This window comes from Zavarzinia compransoris (assembly GCF_003173055.1).
In the GTDB taxonomy this organism is placed as follows: domain Bacteria; phylum Pseudomonadota; class Alphaproteobacteria; order Zavarziniales; family Zavarziniaceae; genus Zavarzinia; species Zavarzinia compransoris.
Window position 1 is genome coordinate 645,445 of the sequence record NZ_QGLF01000003.1, and the last position, 23,978, is coordinate 669,422.

General features: G+C 64.7%; 16 protein-coding genes, 1 tRNA gene and 2 pseudogenes. 14 read left to right on the top strand and 5 right to left on the bottom strand.

What is annotated here, in order from left to right; all coding sequences use genetic code 11:
- Positions 1-17: 17 nt before the first annotated feature.
- The gene (locus DKG75_RS13745) at positions 18-2,417 is read right to left on the bottom strand and encodes an efflux RND transporter permease subunit (protein WP_208112129.1); all 2,400 of its coding nucleotides are present in this window, start codon (positions 2,415-2,417) and stop codon (positions 18-20) included.
- A 496-nt stretch (positions 2,418-2,913) separates the two neighbouring features.
- Between DKG75_RS13745 and DKG75_RS13750 the strand changes: the two genes are divergently transcribed.
- Positions 2,914-4,173: a cytochrome P450 gene (locus DKG75_RS13750; protein WP_109921690.1), complete on the top strand. Its 1,260-nt coding sequence runs from the start codon at positions 2,914-2,916 to the stop codon at positions 4,171-4,173.
- Between the two features lie 11 nt (positions 4,174-4,184).
- Positions 4,185-4,505 (top strand): 2Fe-2S iron-sulfur cluster-binding protein, encoded by a 321-nt coding sequence (locus DKG75_RS13755; protein WP_109921691.1) that lies wholly within the window; start codon positions 4,185-4,187, stop codon positions 4,503-4,505.
- 56 nt (positions 4,506-4,561) lie between these two features.
- Here DKG75_RS13755 and DKG75_RS13760 read toward each other — a convergent pair whose 3' ends face one another.
- On the bottom strand, positions 4,562-6,193 hold the full coding sequence (locus DKG75_RS13760; RefSeq protein ID WP_109921692.1) for a GMC family oxidoreductase: 1,632 nt from the start codon (positions 6,191-6,193) through the stop codon (positions 4,562-4,564).
- A gap of 128 nt (positions 6,194-6,321) precedes the next feature.
- Between DKG75_RS13760 and DKG75_RS13765 the strand changes: the two genes are divergently transcribed.
- The 7 genes from DKG75_RS13765 to DKG75_RS13795 all read left to right on the top strand — a co-directional run bounded on the left by DKG75_RS13765 (position 6,322) and on the right by DKG75_RS13795 (position 14,663).
- Positions 6,322-8,160: a fatty acid desaturase gene (locus DKG75_RS13765; protein ID WP_109921693.1), complete on the top strand. Its 1,839-nt coding sequence runs from the start codon at positions 6,322-6,324 to the stop codon at positions 8,158-8,160.
- 142 nt (positions 8,161-8,302) lie between these two features.
- A complete protein-coding gene (gene rpmI, locus DKG75_RS13770; RefSeq protein WP_109921694.1) occupies positions 8,303-8,503 on the top strand; it encodes a 50S ribosomal protein L35 in 201 nt (66 codons plus the stop codon).
- Positions 8,504-8,517: 14 nt separating this feature from the next.
- Entirely contained in the window at positions 8,518-8,883 is a 366-nt protein-coding gene (gene rplT, locus DKG75_RS13775) for a 50S ribosomal protein L20 (protein WP_109921695.1), read from the top strand.
- Positions 8,884-8,993: 110 nt separating this feature from the next.
- Positions 8,994-10,070, top strand: a complete 1,077-nt coding sequence (gene pheS / locus DKG75_RS13780; RefSeq protein WP_109921696.1) for a phenylalanine--tRNA ligase subunit alpha — start codon at positions 8,994-8,996, stop codon at positions 10,068-10,070.
- Entirely contained in the window at positions 10,067-12,472 is a 2,406-nt protein-coding gene (gene pheT / locus DKG75_RS13785; protein WP_109921697.1) for a phenylalanine--tRNA ligase subunit beta, read from the top strand. The genes pheS and pheT overlap by 4 nt, the downstream gene beginning before the upstream one ends.
- 11 nt (positions 12,473-12,483) lie before the next feature.
- Entirely contained in the window at positions 12,484-14,286 is a 1,803-nt protein-coding gene (gene lepA, locus DKG75_RS13790) for a translation elongation factor 4 (RefSeq protein WP_109921698.1), read from the top strand.
- Between the two features lie 80 nt (positions 14,287-14,366).
- Positions 14,367-14,663 carry an alkylphosphonate utilization protein gene (locus DKG75_RS13795; RefSeq protein ID WP_109921699.1) on the top strand — a complete coding sequence of 99 codons (297 nt, stop codon included), beginning with the start codon at positions 14,367-14,369 and terminating at the stop codon, positions 14,661-14,663.
- A gap of 15 nt (positions 14,664-14,678) precedes the next feature.
- Here the strand turns inward: DKG75_RS13795 and DKG75_RS13800 are convergent, their stop codons facing one another.
- Positions 14,679-15,221, bottom strand: a complete 543-nt coding sequence (locus DKG75_RS13800; protein ID WP_109921700.1) for a hypothetical protein — start codon at positions 15,219-15,221, stop codon at positions 14,679-14,681.
- Positions 15,222-15,354: 133 nt separating this feature from the next.
- On the opposite strand from DKG75_RS13800, the gene ybaK reads away from it, so the two are divergent.
- The gene (gene ybaK, locus DKG75_RS13805; RefSeq protein WP_109921701.1) at positions 15,355-15,828 is read left to right on the top strand and encodes a Cys-tRNA(Pro) deacylase; all 474 of its coding nucleotides are present in this window, start codon (positions 15,355-15,357) and stop codon (positions 15,826-15,828) included.
- A gap of 3 nt (positions 15,829-15,831) precedes the next feature.
- Here the strand turns inward: ybaK and DKG75_RS13810 are convergent, their stop codons facing one another.
- Positions 15,832-16,143 (bottom strand): hypothetical protein, encoded by a 312-nt coding sequence (locus tag DKG75_RS13810; protein ID WP_109921702.1) that lies wholly within the window; start codon positions 16,141-16,143, stop codon positions 15,832-15,834.
- 182 nt (positions 16,144-16,325) lie between these two features.
- Here DKG75_RS13810 and DKG75_RS13815 point away from each other — a divergent pair.
- Positions 16,326-16,415 (top strand) — tRNA-Ser (locus DKG75_RS13815).
- A 254-nt stretch (positions 16,416-16,669) separates the two neighbouring features.
- Here DKG75_RS13815 and DKG75_RS13820 read toward each other — a convergent pair.
- Positions 16,670-17,831, bottom strand: a pseudogene (locus DKG75_RS13820) (IS3 family transposase).
- A gap of 677 nt (positions 17,832-18,508) precedes the next feature.
- On the opposite strand from DKG75_RS13820, the pseudogene DKG75_RS13825 reads away from it, so the two are divergent.
- The 3 genes and pseudogenes from DKG75_RS13825 to DKG75_RS22750 form a co-directional block, all read left to right on the top strand.
- Positions 18,509-18,694, top strand: a pseudogene (locus DKG75_RS13825) (transposase domain-containing protein); the annotation flags it as partial.
- Positions 18,691-19,452: a hypothetical protein gene (locus DKG75_RS13830; RefSeq protein WP_109921703.1), complete on the top strand. Its 762-nt coding sequence runs from the start codon at positions 18,691-18,693 to the stop codon at positions 19,450-19,452. The pseudogene DKG75_RS13825 and the gene DKG75_RS13830, both read left to right, overlap by 4 nt.
- Positions 19,449-23,978: calcium-binding protein (locus DKG75_RS22750; RefSeq protein WP_280523251.1), on the top strand; the 4,530-nt coding region annotated here is incomplete at its 3' end. The genes DKG75_RS13830 and DKG75_RS22750, both read left to right, overlap by 4 nt.

Here is a 23,978-nt window from a genome sequence, read left to right on the forward strand (position 1 = left end):
TCTGCTTTTGGGGTGGATCACTTGGCGAAGGCGGGCTGGTCGAGGTTGCGGCCCTCGGTGTACTGGCTGAGGTCGATGGATTCACCGACCAGCAGGTCGTCACGGGTTACGAAGCGCGGCTTGAACAGCCAGACCAGCAGGGGCAGCGCCACGATGGCGAGGACCATGTTGATGGTCATGACCATCAGGAGCAGGCGGCCCATGTCGGCCAGGAACTTCAGGTCCGACATGAAGGTCCAGGGGATCAGGCCGGCGGCGACGATGGTGGCGGTGAACATGATCGCCTTGCCGGTGGTCATCACGGCGGCGCGGATCGCCGTGTCGTAGCGCTTGGTCGCCTGGTATTCCTCGCAGATGCGCGACAGCAGGTAGATGCCGTAGTCGATGCCGACGCCGATGCCGATCGCCGCGATCGGCAGGGTGTTGACGTCGAGGCCGATGCCCATCTCCGTCATCGCCGCGCCCAGGTAGATATTGGCGAGATTGACCGGGATGAGCAGGAAGAAGCCGGCCACGACCGAACGGTAGGCATAGGCGCAGCCGATCAGGATGCAGAGGTTGAGGGCGGCCAGGATGATCGTCTCGTAATGGGCGACCGTGTCGTTGATCGACTGCTGCAGGGGGATCGTGCCGGTGGCGAGGCGGATGTTGAACTCCGCATGCTCGGCGCCGACCAGTTCCACCGCCTTGCGGGCCTGGGTCAGCGCGCGGTCGACCGTTTCCTGCTTGTTGTCCGGGTACCAGAGCGAGACGGTGGCATTCTGCTGCTCGAAATCCGCGACATGCAGGAAGGCCTTGGGGCTGGTGCCGAACATCACCGCGCCGACCGCGGCGCCCATGGCCTCGTTGGTCGGATCGAGCGGCGCCCATTTCGGATTGCCGCCGGCGAACAGGCGGTTGGCCTCGGGCAGGTAGTCGGCGAAGGACAGGGTGGCGCGGGGCGGGTTCTCCATATGCTCCAGGGCATATTGGATCTGGGCCATGGTCAGGATGGTCTCGGCCTGGCGCGCCACCCGGCTCGGGTTGATCGGGTTCTTCGCCTCGAGCACGATCTCCAGCGTGTTCACGCCCGGGAAGCTGCGGTTGATCGCCGCCACCGCCTTGTTGAACTCGCCGTCCTCCCACAGGATGTTGCTGCCCTCGACCGGGTTGCCCACCTCCATCTGCGAGAAGCGGTGGAACGAATAGGCCGAGATGACGATGAAGACGACGGTGGTGACGCGGGCGAGCCGGCCGTAGCTGAGCTTCGAGACATGGCCGAGGAAGCGCTTGATCGCGGCATGGAAGCCGACGTCGCCGTCGGCGCCGGTGATCTGGCGGACATTCTTCGGCGGCGGCAGGAGCGAGAGCACCAGCGGCGAGAAGAATACGTTGGCCGGCACGATCATGGCCGCCCACCAGGCGCAGAAGATCGCGAAGCGTTCCATGGCCGGGATGGGCGCGATGGCGATGAGCGCGAGGCCCGCGACATCGGTGAAGATGCCGAGCACGGAGGGCGCCATCATGACCGAGAGCGCGATCTCCGCCGCCTTCCGCCGGTCGCCGACGTGAAGATAGATCTCGTAATAGCGCTCGGTGAACTGCACGCAGTGGCTGAACGAGCGCGCGACGAGCAGTAGCGGCACCACCATGATCAGCGGTTCGACCACGAGGCCGAGCCAGCCGACGAAGCCGAAGCCCCAGACCGCCGTAACGGCCGAGGTGACGATCGGCGTCAGCACGCCCGCAAGGTTGCGCATATAGAGCGCGAGGCACAGGAACAGGGCGGCGCCGGTGATGGCGAAGATGCCGACCATCTGTCCCTGGTAGCGGTAGACCCAGCCGGTCAGGGCCGGCATGCCCGCCATATGGACCTCGTGCTTGTCGTCGCGGGCTTCCTCGACCACCTTCTGCAGGTATTCGAAGGTCTCGCCGTAGTCGAGCAGGCGTTCGATGAAGGTCGCGGTGATCAAGGTCGCGGTGCCGTCTTCCGAGATATAGAAGCGGCGCGCCAGCGGCGCCATGTCGACGCGGCGCTTGAATTCCTCGAGATCGGCCTGGGTCGAGGGGATGGTGTCGCCCATGACCGGCTGGGTGTCGATGCCGGTCGGCGTCGCCTCGGCATAGCGGACCTTCTCGGTCGAGATCGAGATCACCTGGTCGTGGTCGACGGCCGGCGCGAGGTCGACCTCGCGGGTCAGGTTCCAGACCTTCTGCAGGGTCTCGAGGTTGTAGATGTCGCCATCGGTGCGCTTGACCATGATGGTGACGGTCAGCGGATTGCCGAAGTTCGGATGGTCCTTGAACGTCTCGACGTAAGGATGATCCGCCGGCAACAGGTCCGAGAAGATCGTCCGCAGTTCGACGTTGCGGCAGCCCCAGCCGAAGAAGACGGTGATGAGCGCGATGACCAGGATCGAAAGCGTCCTGTTGGTCATGATCGCGTGCGACAGGCGATAGCTGAAGTTTTGCACTGGTCCACGAGCCCCTGAAGAGTGGCGGAACGGATTAGCGGTGGATCGCCGGGCCCGCGGCCCCTGGCATGGCGTGATGGCGGACGGGTAAAACGTCCCTGCGCGCGAATTCTCGCGTCATCTTTCCTCCCTCCGGTGCCGGTTGCTCCGGCGTCCTTGTCCTGGCCGTAACGTCTGCTGCGTTGTCGTGCCGTGGCCAGAGCCTGCGCTCGATTGGCGGAGGCGGGCGCCCCCCCATAGGAGGTGGCGTATGTTCCATTTCCCCCGAATTGGCATCAATCGCATCCGTCCCGGCGCGCCCTGCGGGATCCCCACGAACGAGGGGGAGGGCAGGGAGACGGGCATGGCGGAAGGTGGCAGGCGATCAGGTCCGCGCCTCGGCCCGGTCCTCGATGCGACAGCGGGCGCGCCCGCCAAGACGACAACAATCCTCGCCCGCCTGGGCTACAGGGAGTGAGACATGAATGAAGCAGCCTTGAAGCTGGATGCCGGTGTTGCCGACGCCTGGTCCATGCCCCTCGCGGAGATCGACGTCTCGGATCCGGCGCGGTTCCGCGACAATACCTTCTGGCCGTTCTTCGAGCGCCTGCGCAAGGAAGACCCGGTGCATTGGTGCGCCAACGGCATGTTCGGTCCCTATTGGTCGGTGACCAAATACAAGGACATCATGCAGGTGGAGACCAGCCACCAGATCTTCTCGTCCGATACCGATCTCGGCGGCATCACCATCGAGGACGGCAACGGCGGCAACGGCCTGCCCATGTTCATCGCCATGGACCCGCCGAAGCACGACGAACAGCGGAAAGCGGTCAGCCCCGTGGTCTCGCCCGAAAACCTGGCGAAGCTGGAAGGCACGATCCGCAGCCGCGTCGGCGAGATCCTGGACGGCCTGCCGGTCGGCGAGACTTTCAACTGGGTCGAGCGCGTCTCGATCGAACTGACCACCCAGATGCTGGCGACCCTGTTCGATTTCCCGTGGGAAGACCGGCGCCTGCTGACCCGCTGGTCCGACGTCGCCACCGCCACCCCGGGCTCGGGCATCATCGACAGCTACGAACAGAAGCGGGCCGAGGTGATGGAATGCGGCACCTATTTCACCCGCCTGTGGAACCAGCGCGTGAACGCGGAGCCGGGCAACGACCTGATCTCGATGATGGCGCATTCGGACGCCATGCGTCAGATGTCGCCGGAGGAATTCCTGGGCAACCTGCTGCTGCTGATCGTGGGCGGCAACGACACGACCAGAAATTCGATCACCGGCGGCCTGCTGGCCCTGAACGAGAACCCGGAGCAATACCGCAAGCTCAGGGAAAACCCGGCCCTGATCACCAGCATGGTGCCGGAGATCATTCGCTGGCAGACCCCGCTCGCCCATATGCGGCGCACCGCGAAGATCGACACCGTTCTTGGCGGCAAGACGATCCGCGCCGGCGACAAGGTGGTGATGTGGTACGTCTCGGGCAATCGCGACGAGGAGGCGATCGAACGGCCGGATGACTTCATCATCGACCGCGCCCGCCCGCGCCAGCACCTGTCGTTCGGCTTCGGCATCCACCGCTGCGTCGGCAACCGGCTGGGCGAATTGCAGCTGAAGATCGTCTGGGAGGAAATCCTGAAGCGCTGGCCCGACAAGCCGATCGAGGTCATGGCCGAGCCGAAGCGCGTCTATTCCTGCTTCGTCAAGGGTTACGAAAGCATGCCGGTGCGCATCCCCGCCTGAGGTTTTGGACCATGAGCCTGATCATCTTCATCGAACACGACGGCACGCGCCACGAGGTCGACATCGCCGAGGGCCACAGCCTGATGGAAGGGGCGGTCGCCAACATGGTGCCGGGCATCGACGCCGATTGCGGCGGCGCCTGCGCCTGCGCCACCTGCCACGTCCATGTCGAGCCGGCCTGGCTGGAACGCCTGCCGGCGCAAAGCGAAATGGAAGCCTCGCTGCTGGAATTCGCGCCCGACCCGACGGCGGGATCGCGCCTTGCCTGCCAGATCAGGGTTTCCCCCTGCCTGAACGGCATGACCGTGCACCTGCCCGCCGCCCAGCACTGAGCGGCGACGGAAAGGGGGCGGGCCGCGGTGGTGCGGCCCGCCCCTTTTTCTTGCCGTCAGGCGACGTTGCGGGTTTCTTCGCGCGGCAGGGCGGCGCGGCCGAGGATCATGTCCGCGGCCTTTTCCGCGATCATGATGGTGGGCGCATTGGTATTGCCCGAAACCAGTGTCGGCATGATCGAGGCATCGACGATGCGCAGCCCGGCGATGCCGTGGACCTTCAGGTCGTCGCCGACCACGGCCAGGGGATCGCGGCCCATCTTGGCGGTGCCGACCGGGTGGTAGACGTGTTCGCAATGCTGGCGCACGGCCGCCTCGATCTCGGCCTCGCTGCGCACCTCGACGCCGGGGATCAGTTCCTTGTCGACATGGGCGGCCAGGGCCGGCTGGGCCATGATCCGCCGGCACAGGCCGATGCCCTTCACCAGGCGCTCGACGTCGCGCGGGTCGGACAGCAGGCCGATGTCGATCGCCGGATCGTCGAAGGGATCGGGCGAGGCCAGGGTCACGCTGCCCCGGCTGTAGGGGCGCAGGAAGCAGGCGTGCAGCGACATGCCGTGCTTGCCCATGGCCTTGGTGTCGCGGCCATGGTCGACGAAGATCAGCGGCACGAAATGGAGCTGGAGGTCAGGGACCTCGACCGTGGGGTCGGACTTGATGAAGCCGCCGGCCTGGGTCACCGAGCGGCCGAGCATGTTGTCGCGCCGGCCGAGCGCGTAGGACAGGCCGGCGCCGGCCATGCGGGCAAGGCCCGCCCCGTTCATGACGAAGCCGTCCCGCTTCTTCGAACTGTAGACGGTGGCGACGTCCGGATGTTCCTGCAGGTTGCGCCCGACCCCCGGCAAGTCGTGGACGACGCCGATGCCCTTGGCCCGCAGCTCGGCCGCCGGGCCGATGCCGGACAGCAGCAGGACCTGCGGCGTGCCGAAGCTGCCGGCGGCCATGATCACCTCGCGCCCGGCCTTCACGGTCTCGCGCTCGCCATGGCGGTCGATGACGACGCCGGTGGCGCGGCGGCCGTCCATGGCCAGTTTCAGGACCCGGGCATCGGTCAGCACGGTCAGGTTGGCGCGGCCCTGCGCGGGTTCGAGATAGGCCTGGCGCACGCCCCAGCGCCGCCCGTCCTTGATGGTGAACTGATAGAGGCCGACGCCTTCGAACTGCCCGCCGTTGAAATCCGGGTTGCGGGGGAAGCCGGCCTCGGCCGCCGCATCGATGAACTTCAGGTTGGGGACATAGCCGTAATGCGTGTCCGAGACATGCAGGGGGCCGCCGCTGCCGTGGAAATCGTCGGCGCCGCGGGCATTGTCCTCGGCCTTGCGGAAATAGGGCAGGACATCGTCATAGGCCCAGCCCCGGTTGCCGCCCTGCGCCCAAGTGTCGTAATCCGAGGCATCGCCCCGGATATAGACCATGGCGTTGATGGCGGACGAGCCGCCCAGGCCCTTGCCCCGGGGCAGGAAGTGCTGGCGCCCGCCGGTCGCCGGGTTGGGGGTCGAATTGAACGCCCAATTATACTTGTGGGTCAGCATGTTCATGCCGAACATGCCGGGCCAGCGCACCAGGGGGGAGGATTTCGCGGTGCCGGCCTCGATCAGGCAGACCTTGCTGCGGCCGTCCGCCGACAGCCGGTTGGCCAGCACGCAGCCGGCCGAGCCGCCGCCGACGATGACATAGTCGAATTCCATGGTGGAAAGCCTCCCTCTTTTTCCCTGACAGAACAGCGAGGCGGGGCCCGCCGTCAAGCAACTCGAACGGGGGGGTGGAAGCCGGCGGGCGTCGCCCGCACCTTGGCCGGAAAAGCGGAGGAGCTTCTATGGAACACCAGGCTACGGCCGATTGGGGCCTCGTTGCGCGGGCCCGCGCCACGGAGCGTTTGCAGGACCTGCACCGCCTGCCCCTGTTTCCGGTGCCGACGATCGGCCTGACCCTGGCCTGCCTGCTGGGGTTCGCGCTGTCGGCCTGGGGCATGGTGACGGGCCAGCTGTCGCCCTATGTCGGGGTGCCGGTCAGCGCGATCATCGTCTATGCCTCCTTCACCGTGCTGCACGACGGCACCCACCGGGCCATTTCGCGCAGCCCCCTGGTGAACGATATCATCGGCACGATCGGCGGGCAGATCCTGCTGCCGGGGCTGGAGGTCGCGGTCTATCGCCACCTCCATCTCGAACACCATAAGAACACGGGCCATCACACGGAAGACCCGGACGATATCCTGGTCCGCCCGCTGCCCGGCTCCCTGCCGCAGATGATGTTCATCGATGTGGTCTGGTTCTTCTGGTACATGAAGCGCATCCGGCGCTGGACCGCGGTGCAGAACGCCCGCTTCCTGTTCGGCTTCACGCTTTACGTGCTTTGGCATGCGGCCTGGATCGCCTCGCCCTGGGGGGGGGAATGGTTCCTGGTCTGGCTGCTGCCCCAGCGCCTGGGGCTGACGATCCTCACCTATCTCTTCGCCCATATCCAGCACCCGCCGGGGGTGGAGCAGGACGCGCGGCCGATCCATGCCACGGTGATGCTGGACCGCAATCCCCTGGTCCTGTCCTTCATGCTGGGGCAGAGCGCCCACCTCATCCATCACCTTTATCCGCAATTGCCGTTCTACCGGCTGGAGGCGGGCTGGCGCGCGGCGGAAGCCCTGCTGAGGCCGCGGAACGTCCATTTCCGCAGCCTGTTCGACGGCCGCTACGACCGGCTGCCCGGCGTCGAATCGCATTGGCTCGAAGCGAAGGTCGCGGCGGTCGAGGACATCGCCGCCGACATCCGCCTGTTCACCCTGGTGGCGCCGGACGGCGGCGCCCTGCCGCCCTTCGAGGCGGGCGCCCATATCGATGTCCGGCTGGGGCCTTCGCTGGTCCGGCAATATTCGCTGATCGGGCGGCCGGGCGCCGCCGGGCCCTGGCGCATCGCGGTGAAGCGCGACGGCGGCGGGCGCGGCGGCTCCATCGCCCTGCACCAGCAATGGACGGAGGGGGCCGAAGTCACCGTCGGCCGACCGCGCAACAATTTCGCCCTGGCGCCGGGGGGCACGCGGCTGGTGCTGGTCGCGGGCGGGATCGGGCTCACCCCGCTCCTCTCCATGGCCCATGCGGCGGCGGGGCGCGACCTGGCCCTGCATGTCTTCGCCCGCGACCGGGCCCATATGCCCTTCGGCGGCGATTTCAGCCGCTTCCCCTTCGCCGGCCGGGTGACCGCGCATCAGGACCACGGCCAGGGCTTCAGCGATGCGGAGATCATGGCCGCCCTCGGGCCCCGGGTGGCGGGCGACCGGCTCTATCTCTGCGGCCCTCAGGGCTTCATGGCGCGGGTGAAGGCGGCGGCGGCCCGCCTCGGCTGGCCCGAGGACGGGGTGGCGACGGAAAGTTTCGCCGCGGATGCCGGCCCGGGCCGGGCCTTCACCCTGGCTCTCGCGCGGAGCGGCCGCCGCTTCGAGATCCCGGCCGGCACCGCCATCACCGATGTGCTGGACAAGGCGCGGCTGCCGGTCGATACGCTGTGCCGGCGCGGCATCTGCGGCACCTGCCGCTGCCGCCTCGTCTCAGGCACGGTCGAGCACCGGGACATGGTGCTGACGGCGGCCGAACGGGCGGAGGGCCAGTTCATCCCCTGCGTTTCGCGCGGCACCGGGGCGGATGCGGTGGTTCTCGACCTCTGAGACCGCCCTTCCGGCGGGGGCGCGGGCCTATGGCTTGCGCACCCCCCGACTCTCCGCTATAAGGCCCGCTTCCATCGCGGGGCCGGGCGAAAAGGGCTGCCCAGGCGCCGCTATTGATGATCTTCGGATCAAGGAGGTTGAAATGCCCAAGATGAAGACGAAGAGCGGGGCGAAAAAGCGCTTCTCTCTGACCGGGACCGGCAAGGTCAAGGCGCTTCAGGCCGGCAAGCGTCACGGCATGATCAAGCGCACCAACAAGCAGATTCGCAATCTTCGCGGTCACACCACGCTGTTCAAGGCGGACGGTGACAACGTGAAGAAGTACTTCCTGCCCAATTCGTGACGGAGAACTGAGCTATGTCGCGCGTGAAACGTGGCGTCACCGCCCATGCCCGTCACAAGAAGCTGCTCGGCCAGGCCAAGGGTTACCGCGGCCGGGGCAATTCGTCGTACCGGATTGCGATCGAGAAGGTCGAGAAGGGTCTTCAGTACCAGTATCGCGATCGTCGCGCCCGCAAGCGCAACTTCCGCGCCCTGTGGATCCAGCGCATCAATGCCGCGGTCCGCGAGCACGGCCTGACCTACAGCCGATTTATCGACGGTCTCGCGAAGGCGGGCGTCGAGGTTGACCGCAAGGTCCTCTCCGACCTCGCCATCCGCGAGCCCGGCGCCTTCAAGGCGCTGGTCGACCAGGCGCGGGCGGCCCTCCCCACCGAGGCCTGACCCCCCGCCAATTTGCTGGCATTCGCCCCCGGGGTTTGATACCCCCGGGGGCAACCGCGCCCGACCAGGAACACCCGACCGGGAACTGGGGCGCCGGATTGGGGTCGAACATGAGTGAATTGAACGGTCTCGAGGCCGAGGTCCTGGCCGCCGTCGACGGCGCCGCCGACCTTGCCGCCCTTGACGAAGTCCGTGTCGCGGCGCTGGGCAAGAAGGGCCGCATCACCGACCTGATGAAAACCCTGGGCGGCATGGCCCCGGACGAGCGGAAGGCCTTCGGCGCCGCCGTCAATCAGGTGAAGGACCGCATCGCCGAGGCGATCGCCGCGCGGAAAGCCACCCTCGAAGACGCCGCCCTCGACGCCCGCCTCGCGGCGGAACGCGTCGACGTCACCCTGCCCATCGCCCATCAGCCCTCGGGCCGCATCCACCCGGTCACCCAGGTGACCGAGGAATGCATCGAGATTTTCGGCGCCATGGGCTTCTCGCTCGCCGAAGGGCCGGACATCGAGGACGACGAGCATAATTTCACCGCGCTGAATTTCCCGCCCGGCCACCCGGCGCGCGAAATGCACGACACGTTCTTCCTGCCGCCCAATCAGGCCGGCGACAAGGTCCTGCTGCGCACGCATACCAGCCCGGTGCAGATCCGCACCATGAAGGGCCGCCAGCCGCCGATCCGGGTGATCGCCCCCGGCCGCACCTATCGCTGCGACAGCGATCAGACCCATACCCCGATGTTCCACCAGATCGAAGCCCTGGTGATCGACAAGAACATCCACATGGGCCACCTGAAGGCGACGATCGAGCATTTCGCCGCCGCCTTCTTCGAGGTGGAACAGGTGAAGATCCGCTTCCGCCCCAGCTTCTTCCCCTTCACCGAACCCTCGGCCGAGGTCGATATCGGCTGCGCGCGGACCAAGGATGCGATCCGCATCGGCCAGGGCGACGACTGGCTGGAAATCATGGGCTGCGGCATGGTGCACCCGAACGTCATCCGCCACTGCGGCCTCGACCCGGACGAATGGCAGGGCTTTGCCTTCGGCATGGGGCTGGACCGGATCGCCATGCTGAAATACGGCATTCCCGATCTCCGCGCCTTCTTCGATTCCGATCTCCGCTGGCTGCGCCACTATGGTTTCGCGGCCCTGGACCTGCCGACCCTGGGCGGAGGGCTGTCGCGATGAAATTCACCGTCAACTGGCTGCGGGAACACCTGGACACCGCGGCGACCGCGGCGGAAATCGCGGAAAAACTCACCGCCGTCGGCCTCGAGGTCGAAGGGGTGGACGATCGCGGCGCCACGCTGCGGCCCTTCACCGTCGCCCATGTTGTGTCCGCCGTGCAGCACCCCAATGCGGACAAGCTGCGGCTCTGCACTGTCGATGCCGGCGACGGCGCGCCCTATCAGGTGGTCTGCGGGGCGCCCAACGCCCGCGCCGGCCTGAAGGTCGTCTTCGCCCGCATGGGCACCACCATCCCGGTCAACGGCATGGTCCTGAAGCCGACGGCCATCCGCGGCGTCGACAGCCAGGGCATGATGTGTTCCTTCCGCGAGATGGGCCTCGGCGAGGATCACGACGGCATCATCGAACTGCCGGCGGACGCCCCGATCGGCAAGCCCTTCGCCGAAGTCCTGGGCCTCGACGATGCGGTGATCGATATTTCGGTGACGCCGAACCGCCAGGATTGCCTGGGCGTCGCCGGCATCGCCCGCGATCTCGCGGCGGCCGGTCTCGGCACCCTGAAGACCCCGGCCATCGGCAAGGTGGCGGGCGAATTCCCCTGCCCGGTGACCGTCACCCTGGCGGACGGCGTGAAGGACCGGGCCTGCCCGGTCTTCACCGGCCGGCTGATCAGGGGCGTGAAGAACGGTCCCTCGCCCGACTGGCTGCGGAACCGGCTGGAAGCGATCGGGCTGCGCCCGATCTCGGCGCTGGTCGATATCACCAACCTGATCACCTTCGACCGCGCCCGCCCGCTCCACGTCTTCGACGCGGCGAAACTCGCCGGCGGCATCCACGTCCGCATGGGCAAGGCCGGCGAGACGGTCGAAGGGCTGGACGGCAAGACCCATGCGCTGGACGAGGCGATGATCGTGGTCGCCGACGACGCCGGGCCGCTCGGCCTTGGCGGCATCGTCGGCGGCGTGCCGTCCTCGGTTTCCGACGGGACGGTCGATGTCTTCGTCGAAAGCGCCCATTTCGATCCGCTGACCATCGCCGCGACGGGCCGGCGCACGGGCATCCAGTCCGACGCGCGGCACCGCTTCGAGCGCGGCGTCGATCCGCATTCCGCCCTCGACGGGCTGGAACTGGCGACGAGGCTGATCCTCGATCTCTGCGGCGGCACACCGTCCGAGGTGGTGGTGGCGGGCGCCTATCCGGCCGGCTTCCCCGACCGGACCTTCCGCCCGGCACGGGTGGAAAAGCTGACCGGCCTGCTGGTCCCCGAATTCGAGATGGCCCGCATCCTCGAAGCGCTCGGCTTCGGCGTCGAACGCGCGGCCGAGCCCTGGACCATCACGGTGCCGTCGTGGCGCCGCGACATCGAGGGCGAGGCGGATATCGTCGAGGAAATCGCCCGCATCACCGGCCTGGACAAGCTGCCGGTGCTGCCGCTGCCGGCAACCGCGGTGGTGCCGGTCCCGGCCCTGTCGCCGGCGCAGAAGCGGAACCGGCTGGCCCGCCGCCTGCTGGCGACGCGCGGCCTGGTCGAGACGGTGAACTACAGCTTCATTCCGGAAGCCCATGCCGCGGCCTTCGGCTGGTCGGACCCGGCTTTGAAGGTCGCCAATCCGATCTCGGTCGAACTTGCCGTCATGCGCCCCCATCTGGTGCCGAGCCTCGCGGCCGCCGCGGTGCGCAATGCCGCCCGCGGCAACGAGGATGTCGCCCTGTTCGAGGTCGCGGGCACCTATCACGGCATCCAGCCCAAGGACCAGAAGGCGATCGCCGCCGGCCTCCGGACCGGCCAGACCGCGCCCCGCCAGTGGCAGGGCGGGCGCCGGCCGGTCGATGTCTTCGACGCCAAGGCCGATGTCTTCGCCCTGCTGGCCGAACTGGGCGCGCCGGTCGCCAATCTGACCGTCGCCGCCGAGGCGCCGGCCTGGGCCCATCCCGGCCAGTCCGGCGTCGTGAAGCTCGGCCCGAAGACGGTGATCGCGAGTTTCGGCGCGCTGCATCCCAAGGTCGCCAGGCTCCTCGACCTCGAGGGGCCGGCGGTTTTCTTCGAGGTCGATCTCGACGCCATCCCGGCGGCCAAGGCCCGCGCCTCCAGGGAGAAGGGGGCGCTGGCGCTGTCCGACTTCCAGGCCGTGTCGCGCGATTTCGCCTTCCTCGCCGATGACGGCGTGGCGGCCGAAGCGCTGATCCGCGCGGTGAAGGGGGCCGACAAGGCGCTGATCGCCGATGTCTCGATCTTCGACCTTTACCGCGGGCCCGGTGTCCCCGAGGGCAAGCTGTCCATCGCCCTGGCCGTCCGGCTGGAGCCGAAGGACAAGACCCTGTCCGAGCAGGACATCGAAGCCGTTTCCGCCAAGATCGTGGCCGCCGCCGCCAAGGCGACCGGCGCCACCCTGAGAGGCTGACCCCAAGGGCCATGACCGACCTGTCGCATATCCGCAATTTCTCGATCGTGGCCCATATCGACCACGGCAAGTCCACCCTTGCCGACCGGTTGATCCAGAAGTGCGGCGGCCTCACCGACCGCGAGATGACCGAACAGGTGCTCGATTCCATGGATATCGAGCGCGAGCGCGGCATCACCATCAAGGCCCAGACCGTGCGCCTCGAATACAAGGCGCAGAACGGCGAGACCTATCAGCTGAACCTGATGGATACGCCGGGGCATGTCGACTTCGCCTATGAAGTCTCGCGCTCGCTGGCCGCCTGCGAGGGCGCGCTGCTGGTGGTCGATGCCAGCCAGGGGGTGGAGGCGCAGACCCTGGCCAATGTCTATCAGGCGATGGATGCCGACCTCGAGATCGTGCCGATCCTGAACAAGATCGACCTGCCGGCGGCGGAACCGGAACGGATCCGTGCCCAGATCGAGGATGTGATCGGCATCGATGCCTCCGAAGCCCTGCTGGTCTCGGCCAAGTCGGGCATCGGCATCGAGGAGACGCTGGAAGCCATCGTCCACCGCCTGCCGGCGCCGAAGGGCGATGCCGCGGCGCCGCTGAAGGCCCTGCTGGTCGACAGCTGGTATGACGCCTATCTCGGCGTCGTCATCCTGGTGCGCGTGGTCGACGGCGAGATCCGCAAGGGCCAGAAGATCAAGATGATGGCCGCCAACAAGGTCCATCTGGTCGAACGCGTGGGTATCTTCACGCCGAAGAAGGTCGTCGTCGACAAGCTGGGCCCCGGCGAGATGGGCTTCATCACCGCCGCCATCAAGGAAGTGGCCGATACCTCGGTCGGCGACACGATCACCGACGAGCGGAAGCCGACGGATACGCCGCTCGCGGGCTTCAAGCCTTCGGTGCCGGTGGTGTTCTGCGGCCTGTTCCCCTCCGATGCCGCCGAATTCGACACGCTGCGCGACAGTCTCGCCAAGCTGCGCCTCAATGACGCCAGCTTCCAGTTCGAGATGGAATCCTCCGCCGCGCTCGGCCTCGGCTTCCGCTGCGGCTTCCTCGGCCTGCTGCACCTCGAAATCATCCAGGAGCGGCTGGAGCGCGAGTTCAACCTCGACCTGATCACCACCGCCCCCTCCGTCGTCTATCACGTCTATATGACCGACGGCACGATGGAAGAGATGCACAACCCGGCCGACATGCCGGACCCGGTGAAGATCGCCCGGATCGAGGAACCCTGGATCAAGGCGACGATCTTCGTCCCCGACACCTATCTCGGCGATATCCTGAAACTGTGCCAGGACCGGCGCGGCATTCAGGTCGAACTGACCTATGCCGGCAACCGGGCCATGGCGGTCTATCGCCTGCCGCTCAACGAAGTGGTGTTCGATTTCTACGACCGGCTGAAGTCGGTCTCGCGCGGCTATGCCTCCTTCGACTACGCCCTCGACGGCTATCAGGAGGAAGACCTGGTGAAGATGTCGATCCTGGTCAACCAGGAGCCGGTCGATGCCCTGGCCATGATCGTGCACAAGACCAGGGCCGAGACCCGGGGCCGCCAATTGTGCGAGCGCCTGAAGGACCTGATCCCCCGGCAATTGTTCCAGATCGCCATCCAGGCCGCGATCGGCGGGCGGGTCATCGCCCGCGAGACCGTGAAGGCGATGCGGAAGGACGTGCTCGCCAAATGCTATGGCGGCGACATCACCCGCAAGCGCAAGCTGCTGGAAAAGCAGAAGGCCGGCAAGAAGCGCATGCGTCAGGTCGGCAATGTCGAGATCCCGCAGGAAGCCTTCATCGCCGCCCTCAAGATGGATGCGGACTGAGGCGCAAATCCCATTTTGCTGGAATCCTCGCCCCCCGAGGCGTAGACAGGCCCCGCCTGTAACCAAGGGGAGAGAGCACCATGGCCGACGATGATTATGTCTACGACGAGGCGACGGGCGAATGGCGCCCGGCCTCGGACGTGGCGGCGGAAACCGCCGCGGCCGGCGCGGCGAAGGATGCCGCCGGCAATATCCTCGCCGACGGCGATCAGGTCACTTTGATCAAGGACCTGAAGGTGAAGGGCACCAGCACCACCCTGAAGCAGGGCACAGTGATCAAGTCCATCCGCCTGACCGGCAATCCGGAAGAGATCGACTGTCGCTTCGACGGCATCAAGGGCCTGGTGCTGCGCACGGAATTCGTCCGCAAGCGCTGACCCTCGCCGCCGGGCTCAGAACGTCAGGTCCGGCATCAGGCCGAGAAGGGCGATCTGGTCGGTCGACAGCAGGGTGAAGGGAATGGAGGACAGGTCCTCGCCCTTGACCGCTTTCTTCATCTCCGGCTTCAACGATTTCAGGATGTCCTTGGGCGAGCCGGAGAGCAGCACCTGGCCCGACTTGATGTTGGCGACGAGCTGGATGCCGTCGATCACCTTGGCCGCCTTGCCCCAATAGTTCTGGACCACGCCCTTGCCGTCGATCGCGGTGATCTTGACGGCGAGCAGGTCGACGCCGGCGACGCGGCCCAGGTTGTCGGGCGTCGTCGGCCAGGCGAAGGGAATGGCGAAGACGCCGTTCTTCACCGGCCGCGAGCCGACCTTGACCTTGGTGCTGAAGAAGAAGCTGCCGATCTTCTTCTCGGCCAGGGGGACGTCGTATTGCACCAGGATGCCGTTGCAGTCGGCGCCCCTGACGGCGCTGAGGCTGACTTCGAGATCGTCGATCGCATCGCCGCTGCCGTCGGTGATGGTGCCCAGAATGAGTCCTCGCGCCATGGCGGCCTCCTCTTGAACCAGATGAACAGGGATCGGAAATGCAGCCGGGCTTGCCCCGCCGGCATGCCATGGCAGGATGCACGAACACGGGCCATGAATCCGTGACAGCGGTCACGGCAAGGGGGCGAAGGCCATGTCGAAAGCCACCAGGGCAACGCTCGCGCTCGAGGCGGCGGGCATTGCTTTCGATCTCGTCGTCTACGACTACGACCCGGGGGCCGAGGCGATCGGCCTCCAGGCCGCGGCGGCGATCGGCGAGCCGCCGGCGCGGGTGCTGAAGACCCTGATGGCCCGGGTGGACGGCCGGCCGGTCTGCGCCGTGGTGCCTGCGGACGCGCAGGTCTCGATGAAGAAGCTGGCGGCGGCCTTCAAGGGCAAGTCGGCGGCCATGATGAAGCCGCCGGAGGCGGAGCGCCTGACCGGCTTCGTCGTCGGCGGCATCAGCCCCTTCGGCCAGAAGCGGAAGGTGCCGACGGTGATCGAGGCCCAGGCCCTGGCCGAACCCCATGTCTTCGTCAACGGCGGCGGGCGCGGGTTGCAGATCCGCCTGGCGCCGGCGGATGCGGTGAAGGCGCTCGGGGCGCTGGCCGCCCCGATCATCGCCTGACGCTCAGCTCGCGAACAGACGGTCGCGGCGCTCCCTCTTGCGGAACAGCACCAGGAGAAGCACGCCGAGCACGCCGAACAGCAGCAGGCCCGGGACCCGCAGCACGGTGGTGAGGCCCGGGTTCCAGAGTTCCGGCAGCGTATGGCCGGCGATGGCGTCGCCCACGGCGGTCAGGCTGTTGGCATCCAGCGCCGCCCAGAGTTCGCCAAGGCCAAGCAGGCCGAAGGTGCCGCGCTCCAGCATCGCCATGGCATCGGCCCCGAAACACATGAGGGCCAGCCCGACCAGCAGCCAGCCCAACAACCGCCCGACCATGAAGACCGCCCTCCAGGATTTCCGCCGCGCATCATGTCAGCCGGGGCAGACAATCTCAACAATGGGGCGAGAATGCGGCCTTTCCGCCCGAACCATTTTCCTCGCTCAGGCGAGTTGCATGCCGCCCCGACTTCGGTATATTGCGGCCCTCGCCGGGCGTCCCACGGAATCGCCCGGCCTGCGGAGGGGTGGCCGAGTGGTTGAAGGCGCACGCCTGGAAAGTGTGTATACGGGAAACCGTATCGTGAGTTCGAATCTCATCCCCTCCGCCATCTATTTTATCCATTAATATCAATAACTTATGTTTTGCCGGCGGTGCTCTGTAACCGCCCGGAATGTCGAGGTCTTTCGGCTTGGCTGCGACCGCCGAGACGTCTCTTGGCCCGACCAGGCAGCCGCAATTCCATGATGCTGTGGTCTTCGTCTCTGCGGGGGATTTCGTCAGTACCCTATCCATTTCGCAAAGGGACCGGCCAGTTCGCCCGACAACATGCCCGCCACCTGCGGCTGACCTAACCCCCGTGCTTCATCCGACTGGAAGCAGAGATCTATGGTTAGAGTTACGCACGATGGAGATTGAAGCAATGGGAGGGGCATGCCCCTCCCATTGCTTGCGCAGGCCGGCGGCGTAGGCCGCCGGCGTCACGTAGCCGAGCGAGGAATGCGGCCGCTCGGTGTTGTAATCCTCGATCCAGTCGGCGACGACCGCGCGGGCATGGCGCAGGCTGAAGAACAGGGTCTCGTTCAGAAGCTCGTCCCGCATTCGCCCGTTGAAGCTCTCGACGAAGCCGTTCTGCATCGGCCGACCTGGTGCGATGTAATGCCATTCGATGCCGAAGGTGCTGGCGAAGGCCAGTGCCGCGTTCGATGTCACTCGGTGCCGTTGTCGCTGACGATCATCCGCGGCTTGCCCCGCTCGGCGATCAGCTCGGTCAGTTCCCGCACCACGCGCCGCCCGGACAAAGACGTGTCGACCACCGCCCGCAGGCATTCCCGCGTCACGTCGTCGACGATGTTCAGCACCCGGAAGCGACGGCCGTCGCCGAGCTGGTCGTGCACGAAGTCCAGGCTCCAGCGCTGGTTCGGCAGGGCCGGCAGCGCCAGAGGCGCCCGCGTGCCGACGGCCCGTCTCCGGCCTCGGCGGTGGCGCACCGACAGGCCTTCCTCGCGGTAGAGCCGCTGCACCTTCTTCTCACGGCCAGGCCCTCCCGGCATAACAGGATATGCAGGCGCCGATAGCCGAAGCGCCGGCGCTCCAGGGCCAAGGCCCGCAGCCGCTCCCGCAAGGGACCGTCGTCGCCCCGGCGCGGGCGGTAGCGGACACTCGTTCGATCCGCCCCGATCACGCGGCACGCCCGCCGCTCGCTCATCCCCAGCATCCGCCGTAGATGCTCGACCGCTTCTCGCCTGCCGGCGGGCGTCACCATTTTTTTTGACAGAAGTTCCTACAGCCCGGCGTTGTCCACCATGGTGTCGGCCAGCAACCGCTTCAGCTTCACATTCTCGTCCTCGAGCGCCCGCAGCCGCTTCGCCTCCGAGACCTCCAGCCCGCCGTACTTCGCCTTCCAGGCATAGAAGCTCGCACTCGACAGCCCGTGGCGACGGCAAAGTTCCGTCACCACCGCTCCCGCCTCCGCCTCCTTCAGGATCCCGATGATCTGCTCTTCGCTGAACTGCTTCCGCTTCATCTCAAAGCCCTTCCCTTTCGGTCGGACTCCACTCCACTACGGATGAACTCGCGGTGGGCAGGTCAACGCAGGTGCGGGGTTCCGGGCGGCGGATCGTGTAATCAGTAGGATCTATATTGTGGGCAACTCCGGTTTGCTATGTGCATGCATACATGAGCGCCTTCGACAGCAAGTCCACCGCCTTTGCCGGAAGAACCGATCCACGGGACTGAAATCTTCAACATAGGGGGCCCGTAGGACGCGCGAGTGGACACACGGTTCCGTATGGATACGGGCGCCCAAGCCGTCGCACTTCGACGTGGTTAACGGCAGGAAGACATTCCGTGATTGTTACCTGTGGTCAGAAGCTCTTCGATTGCTCCGTAGTCTGTCCTCTCATCCGCGTCGAGAGCGACAGGCTGCCTATCTATCGCAAGCATAATGAGTGGTTGGTCGCCCAATTATCCTATTTTGGCGCATTATCGAGCATCATCCCGTTTTGGTGATAATTTGATAGGAAATGCGGTGCAACTTAAGCGGCAACGATGAATCGGTTTCCACGGATAGATCGAGGCGGGTGGCGGATGGGATGGCGCTGCGGTAGCGATACGATGGCCGCGATCAGGATCGACGACCGGGGGCGATTTGTTTCGCAGTCGGATGTCGGACTGATTGCAGGCATTCGGTTACCAAGCGGCCTGGCCTCGCTGATCGAGACCTGCAAGCTCAATGGCGTCGAGCCCTACGCCTATCTGCAAGACATTCTCACCCTCCTGGTTGCTGGTCATCCGGTCAATCGGCTCGGCGAGTTGCTGGCGTGGAACTGGAGGGCGGCGATGGCGGCCAGTCTGACACTTGCGGATGCGGAGGCTTCGCAGCCATGAACGGTGTCGCGCGCGCGCTTCGTATTCTGCACCGGATTTTTGGTATTCTTGGCGGGGCGGCGGCGGTGCTGGTCTGCGGGCTCGTCTTCCTGGTCGGTGTCGGGATGCATGAGCGCGGCCACGACCCGACGGGCCGGGCGCCGACCGGCATGGACAGTGCCCCCGCCACCGAGCCGGTGACGATCACGATGGGCAAAGTGGTTCTGCGGATTCCCCGGAACTACTTCTTGGCGCTGCCGGCCCACGACATTCCGGAAAGACCGGACGGCGTCGAGTTCATCCTCCTCGGTTTGATGCCGGATTTTGAGCCGAGGACCGAAGCCAATCGCGCAGAATTCAATGATTTTCACGGGTTCGGACGCAAGCTCAAAATCTTTGTGCAGTACAATGGTCCCACGATGACCGGGAAGAACCTATTCGCCGTATATTATAATAGTAAAGATGGGCCCGTCAGGCCCGGTGAATACGGTTACCAGTCATTCCAATGGATCGGCGACGATCAACTCTTCCGGGGAGATATCGAAAATCCCCGGGATTTCATCCAATGCCGCCGGAAAGATCAGGTCGCGCCGCCCGGGGAAGCGCCGATCCCATATTTCCCGTCTTGCAAAAGAATAGTCCTTGTCGGCGATGGCATCGTCGCCGAACTCGTGTTCTCCCGAGACTACCTCGGGAAGGCCCATGACATTGAGGCGCAAGCAATTGACGCTTTGAATCGCTTCCGCATCAGCGGTCCACCTCTGGAGACTATTCAATGAATCCGGATCAAATTGCTGCTCTGAAACAATATCTCGATGCGGCAACAGCGGCTTACAATAGCCACAACTATACCGGGCCGAACGGCGTGTCCGAAAATCTGGTCTCCTACTACTCGCTTCAGGCGCAGGCAGGCCGTGGCTATGCATCGCTTGCGCTGGGCGTCATCAACAATTCCGGTGTTGCCGGCGAGACCGCGAACGCGAATCTGCAGATCGTCGCCGGAGTAGCACCTGGGAGCCCAACCTATGCGAGTTTGATGCTCTCTCTGGCGAAGAGTGATATTGCCGCGATCGATAACAATAACGGGGGCTGGCCAACCCAACGGCAAGTCGACGACTACCATTACGAGGACTACACCAATGCGGGTCTCTCCCCTCTCGCTTGGGGGGGCGCGGCCATGGCCTATTACGGGATCGACTGGAGCGGTGGCGCCGCCGAGTTCAATGACCAAAGCCAGACCGGGAATCTCTATCAGCAGAACCTGACGCAAGCCCAAGCCAATTCGGCCGCGCAAACTCTCTTGACGCTGGGGATGGTCTATTCGTCCGTCTTGCCCGGCTATTTCAATTCCTTGGCCGACCTACCGCCGGTTCAAACCTTCGCCATGCCGAGCTTTCTGTCCGTCTACGAAGCGTTCCAACTGGGCTGGGCAGTTTACGTCGCCCCGTCCGGACAGGTGGGAGTTAGGCGCACGCCCCCGCCAGGTCTTCCTGGTTCGGCGCCCAATTTCAGCGACCCGCTTGTGCTCGATTTGCACGGCACCGGCATCGACCTGTCGTCGCTGTCGGACTCGAGCGCATATTTCGACTACGGAAATTCCGGTTTTGCCGTCCATACCGGGTGGATCACGGCCGGCGAAGGTTTGCTGGTATTGGATAACGGGCAGAATGACTCCGCTGTCGCTCCCGGCGAACTGTTGGGCGCCGTATCGGGGGATGGTTTTCAGGATTTGGCAGCGCTCGATTCCAATGGAGACGGCGTTATCAATTCCAATGACGCCGCATTTGCCAATCTGAAAGTATGGGTGGATGCCAATGTAGATGGGCAATCCGGAAATGGTGAGTTGTATGCACTCTCCGATTTGGGGATTACCTCAATCAGTGCGAGCGCTGTCCAATCGGGCAGAACAATCAATGGAAATATGGTGGTGGCATCAACGACATTCACTGTCGAGGATGGAAGCTCCGGCGCCATATCTACGCACACCATTGCAGAGGTGAATTTCGCTACCAATAGACAGGACTCCAAATATTCACCTCCGGCCGGATTTTGCTATCAGCAGAGCGCGCTCAGGCTTCCGGAATTGGCAGGTTACGGGACTCTACCGGATCTGCGAATCGCCATGTCGCTCAATTCTACGCTCCTCTCCAAAGTGCAAACTTTGGTGCTCAACGCAGATTCCCTGTCCAGCGCAGAGTTCGACACCGCGTTCCAAGCGATAGTGCAGGAATGGGCAGGTGCTGCGGATGTAGACCCCACCAGCAAAGGGCCGTATGTCGATGCGCGGCACATGGCGGTGATCTACGCATTTTATGGCATCGATCCGTCTCAACAGCCCGAATACGATCGGGACCCGAACTTCCACAATGGTCCGGCCGTCTGGGAGCCAAGATATCGCGCCATTGTCGACGAACTCGAAGTACGTTTTGCTTCCCAGATCTCGGTGAGCCAGCTTCTGAACGGCGCCACCGGCGCTGCCGTACAGGCAAGCCCCTATCTGTCGTTTGCGAGCCTCCAATACAACCCGATCACGGATCGCTTGAGCATTGATTTAGACAGGATACTGCAGTCGTTGAAGGATGGCGCGCCGACAAATTCGACAGACGCGACGACATATTGGAACAAGGCTCTGCCGATAGTTAAAGATCTTTGGGTGGATTACGGCAACGCCAGTGCGCTGGCGACACAATTTTTCATCGCCGCCAATCGCGTTGGCGTCCCCGTGGGCGCCCAGGCGAAATTCTATCAACGAATTGGTAGAGCATTCAGCGACAATTCCGGCATCACTGGAGAAATATCCGGGCTGCCGCAGAACGCATTTGTGGTGCTTGGCGATGGTGATAAGAAGGTCGTGGGCAACATTGGTGATTTTTATTTATACTCTTCTGACGATGGAAACGACACGATCCAGCCTGTAGGCTCCAATGAACGGCTTATGCTGTCAGGGCTCAGGCCGGGCGACGTGATGCTGAGGCATCCGGCAACCGGCAATGACTTGGTGATCGTCAACAACGCGTCTGGTGCGTCGGTTACAATAACCGGATACTTCTCTGGTCACGGCTTGGACGCTATCCTATTCGCTGATGGCACCACCTACTCGAAGCAGGATATCAATGGCGTGATCGCTGTGGAGGCCGGTCGCTATCTGGCTGAAACCACGGACGATCTCGCGCAGAAGAAAACTGCGCTCGCGGATTTCGGTTATCTATCCGTTATTGATGCAACTGGGTTTGCTACAACATTTGACGGAACGAATGGTAACGACGCCTTCATCCTCGGCGTTGCAGGAAAGGCGATCAAGGCAGGGACGGGTAACGATCTGCTTGCTAGCGGCCTTGGCGACGACTCGCTGGAGGGAGCGGGCGGCGACGATACTTATGCCTACCGTCGCGGCGACGGCAACGACATCATCATAGAAACCAGCAATAACGGCGGTGGCGACAGGCTGGTGCTCTCCGGCATCAATCCGACGGACGTCTCACTGGTGCGCAACGGCAATGACGTGACGCTGGTGATCGCCGCAAGCGCCGCCGGCGCCGGAGACGGCGGCTCCATCCTGCTCAAGGCCGAGCTCGACGACTACTTCGATCGGGGCGTCGAGAGCATCGTCTTTGCCGACGGCACCACCTGGAGCCGGGCCGGCCTCCGCCAGAAATTGCTGGCCCAGACCTCGACTGCGGGCAATGATACCGTCACAGGTTTCAACTCTGCCGACACTATTATCGGCGGACACGGCAATGACTCCTTGAACGGCGCCGCGGGCAACGACACCTATCTCTATGCCCGGGGTGACGGCAACGATACCATCACCGAACTCACCAATAACGGCAGTGGTGACAAGCTGGTCCTCGCCGGCGTCAATCCCACCGACGTCTCGTTGGTGCGCAACGGCAATGACGTAACGTTGATGATCGCCGAAAGCGCTGCCGGCGCCGGCGACGGCGGCTCCATCCTGCTCAAGGCCGAGCTCGACGACTATTTCGATCAGGGCGTCGAGAGCATCGTCTTCGCCAATGGCACCACCTGGAGCCGCGCCGATATGCGCGTCAAGCTCCTGGCCCAGGCCTCGACCACGGGCAACGACACCATCACCGGCTTCAACACCGCTGACACCATCACCGGTGGGCGGGGCAATGACTCTCTGAACGGCGCTGCCGGCAACGACACTTACCTCTATGCTCGGGGCGACGGTAACGACACCATCACCGAGATCACCAACAACGGCAGTGGTGACAAGCTGGTCTTCTTCGGCATCAATCCCACCGACGTCTCGCTGGTACGCAACGGTAATGACGTATCGTTGATGATCGCCGAAAGCGCTGCCGGTGTCGGCGACGGCGGCTCCATCCTGCTCAAGGCCGAGCTCGACGACTATTTCGATCAGGGCGTCGAGAGTGTCGTCTTCGCCAATGGCACCACCTGGAGCCGCGCCGATATGCGCGTCAAGCTCCTGGCCCAGGCCTCGACCACGGGCAACGACACCATCACCGGCTTCAACACCGCTGACACCATCACCGGTGGGCGGGGCAATGACTCTCTGAACGGCGCTGCCGGCAACGACACTTACCTCTATGCTCGGGGCGACGGTAACGACACCATCACCGAGATCACCAACAACGGCAGTGGTGACAAGCTGGTCTTCTTCGGCATCAATCCCACCGACGTCTCGCTGGTACGCAACGGTAATGACGTATCGTTGATGATCGCCGAAAGCGCTGCCGGTGTCGGCGACGGCGGCTCCATCCTGCTCAAGGCCGAGCTCGACGACTATTTCGATCAGGGCGTCGAGAGCATCGTCTTCGCCAATGGCACCACCTGGAGCCGCGCCGATATGCGCGTCAAGCTCCTGGCCCAGGCCTCGACCACGGGCAACGACACCATCACCGGCTTCAACACCGTTGACACCATCACCGGTGGGCGGGGCAACGACACCATCACCGGTGCCGCCGGCAGCGACATTTACCTCTATGCCCGGGGCGACGGCGACGACACCGTCACCGAAATCACCAATAACGGCAATGCTGACAGATTGATCCTTTCCGACGTCAACCCGGCCGACGTCTCGCTGGTGCGCAATGGCAACGACGTAACGCTGGTGATCGCCGCGAGTGTGGCCGGTGCCGGCGATGGCGGTTCCATCCTGCTCAAGGCCGAGCTCGACGATTATTTCGATCTGGGTGTGGAGAGCATTGTCTTTGCCAATGGCACCACTTGGGGCCGGGCCGATATGCGCGTCAAGCTGCTGGCCCAGGCTTCGACTGCGGGCAATGATACCATTACCGGCTTCAACACCGCCGATACCATC